Source organism: Bartonella sp. CL25QHWL (assembly GCF_042195335.1).
Lineage (GTDB): Bacteria > Pseudomonadota > Alphaproteobacteria > Rhizobiales > Rhizobiaceae > Bartonella.
In genome coordinates this window covers 1-3,139 of record NZ_JBHIOE010000044.1, presented here as the reverse complement: position 1 = coordinate 3,139, position 3,139 = coordinate 1, and the positions used below count along the sequence as shown (strand labels likewise).

At 41.4% G+C, this 3,139-nt stretch carries 1 pseudogene; it reads right to left on the bottom strand.

Going from position 1 to position 3,139, the window contains the following annotated elements:
- A pseudogene (locus ACFILY_RS09255) lies at positions 1-3,139 on the bottom strand (hypothetical protein); the annotation flags it as partial.

Sequence of the window (3,139 nt, the reverse complement as noted above, 5' to 3'; positions counted from 1 at the left end):
ATTGTGCAACCTTGAATTCCGGAGCCCTCCATTCGCCACCTTCATAGCTAGCTCCTCCTCCTAAATACATCGCTAGCGTCTGATGCAAGGAATAAAGCTGATTGCCCGTAATCGCCTCTGTCGAACCTTCAGAGATATCGCCATCTAAAACTGACTTCAGTTTGCTCTTACTTCTTTTATCTCCCTTCCCATGAAGCGCTACAAACGCACTGTCTTCATCACTCCACAACAACGCATTCTGCTCAATATTGTCTGAAATCTCATTATGAAGCTTTGTAAATGAATTGCTTACACCGGCAAACGCTTCAGCAATATTGGGATAGCTATGCTCTTCTGGACTACCATCATCATTAAATGTCGTAACTTTGAAAGTAGGTGCTACCCATTGACCATCTTCATAGTGAGCGCCACCACCAAAATAAGTCGCTAGCGTCTGATTCAAGGAATAAAGCTGAGAACCATTCACTGCTTCTGTCGAGCCTTCAGAAAGTGTGCCTGCTTTCACGCCAGAGAGACTACGTGCATCACCATTCATATTTGCAATTGTGATTGCACTACCCTCTTTTTCACCACCTATCTTGATTACCTTCGTAGCATCATCCTGCTTAACAAGACTATCTCCTACAACTCTATTAATCTCATTCTGAAGCTCTTTATGAATATTCGTGAATGAATTCCCTACACCTGCAAACGCTTTAGCAACATCATCATAGCTCTGCTCTTCAACAGCACTACCATCCTCATTAACGGTCTTAACTTTGAAACTTGGAGCTCTCCATTGACCTTCCTTATATTCAGCGCCACCACCTAAAGATTTAGCTATATTCGTAGCTGTTGTTTCAAGATTGTTTGACACACTGCTTACATTTTGATTGGTCGCAAAAAGCTGAGAACCATTGATCGCATCACTTGAGCTTGCAGAAACCTCTCCATTGGAAAGAAACTTAATTTTACTGTTGCCTTTCCCAGCACCCTCTCCATGTGTCGCTACAAACGCATTATCTTCATCACTCCACAACAACGCATTCTGCTTAATATTTTCAGTAACCTCCGTGTTGTTTTGGGTGAACTCTTTTTGAAGATTCTCAAAAGATGTTCCTACACCAGCAAATGCTTCCGATACATTATCATACTTCTTCTCTTCAACTTTAGTACCATCCTCATTAACGGTCTTAACTTTGAAACTTGGAGCTGTCCAAGCGCCACCTGCATAACTAGCATCACCACCTAAAGACTGCGCAACACTGTTACCTAGAGCATATAGCTGATTTCCTGCTACAGCATCGCTTGAGCTAGCAGTAATGTCACCATTTGCAAGCGACGTTATCTTGCTGTTGGTCTTCTCACCGTCTTTTCCTCCATGCGTCGCTACAAACGCCTCTGCGTCCTTATTCCACAACAGCGCATCGCCTTGAACTTCCTGAGTAATATTCGTGACTTTGTCATTAAAGTCTTTAACCACATTCGTGAAAGAATTACCAACACCTGAAAGAGCTTCTGAAACACTATCGTACTCAGCTTCTTCTGATGTGCCATCTTCTTTAAGGTGTGTAACTTTAAATCTAGGCAACAACCATTGATCTTTCTCATACTTAGCATCACCGTTTAAGTACGATGCAAGATCTTTTCCTAAGGAATAAAGTTGGGAGCCATTTACTGCATCTGTCGATTCTTTCGTAATATCTCCTGCCGCAAGGAACTTAATCTTGCTGTTTGTCTTTGCACCATCTTTTTCTCCATGCAAGGCGACAAAAGCACCATCAGCCTTGCTCCATGATAAAGAATCTTGTGCAACTCCTTCTGAAACTTCCTTAATACGAGCGTTGATAGTGCTCATGCTGTCATTAATGTCATTAAACGCACCTGCAACATTATTACTGCTCTTCTTATCACCTTTCGTACCATCATTGCTGAAAGTCTGAATTTGGAAATCCGGATCTTGCCATTCGCCTTTCTCATTATAACCAGCACCTCCACCAAAATAGCCAGCAAACTGTTTTTGCAGATCATAAATCTGTCCACCCGTAATCGCATCACTCGAGCCTGATACTATAGAGCCAGCTGCAAGTGATGTAATCTTACTCTTGCTTTCCTTCTCTCCATGCGTCGCTACAAATGCCTCTGCGTCCTTATCCCACAACAGCGCATCGCCTTGAACTTCCTGAGTAATATTCGTGATGTTTTCAGTAAGTTCATTAAACTTATTCGTTAGGTTGCTATTTACATTCTTGAAATTCGTATCAATGCTTTCAATGGCTAAACCAATATCACTATAGGATTTTTCTACTTCCTCGCCTTTTGCATCAACACTGGATAATTTATAGGTTGGACCCGTGAAAGTACCATCTTTAAAGCTTGTACCTCCACCTAAGTATTCCGCAATATCCTGAGAAACCTTAGAAATCTGACCGCCATTAACCGCATCATGCGAATTCTCACTAATCTGACCTTCGGCAACATTATGCAAACCAACAGATGCAGAACCCTTACCTTTACCCAAAGTCACACTCGCATAATTAGTGATGCCATTATCACCATCTTTTTTATCATAGTGAACAACAGCCGATTCATCAGACTGAAGATTGTTAGAAAGCTTCTCTAAACTTTTATCAAGTTGCTCTTTGTTGACTGCTTCATTATTCTTCGTTGCTTCCTTCACACCGGAAAGTATTCTATCCCCTTTGTCTTTATTTGCGATATTGATTTCACTGCCTTCTACTTCTGTACCAATATTGATAACTTTTGTCTTTTCATCCTGCTTGGCAAGGCTATCACTGACAACATTAGTAATTTCATTGTTAATCTCTTTGCGAACATTGGTGATGGAAGCACCAACTCCAGCCAATGCCTCCGCTACAGTTTTATATTCCTTATCTTCAACATCACTACCATCACCTTTGACAGTTTTAACTTTAAAGCTTGGAGCACTCCATTGACCTTCCTTATATTCAGCGCCACCACCTAAATAAGTTGCAACATTGTCCCCTAAGGAATAAAGCTGACCACCTGTAATTGCGTCCCTTGAATCCTTAGCAATATTACCTTCGGCAACATTATGAAGTGCAACTGGTCCTGCATCCTTACCTTTACCTAAAGTCACACTGCTATAATCAGTTTTACCATCTGCCTGTTTATCGTA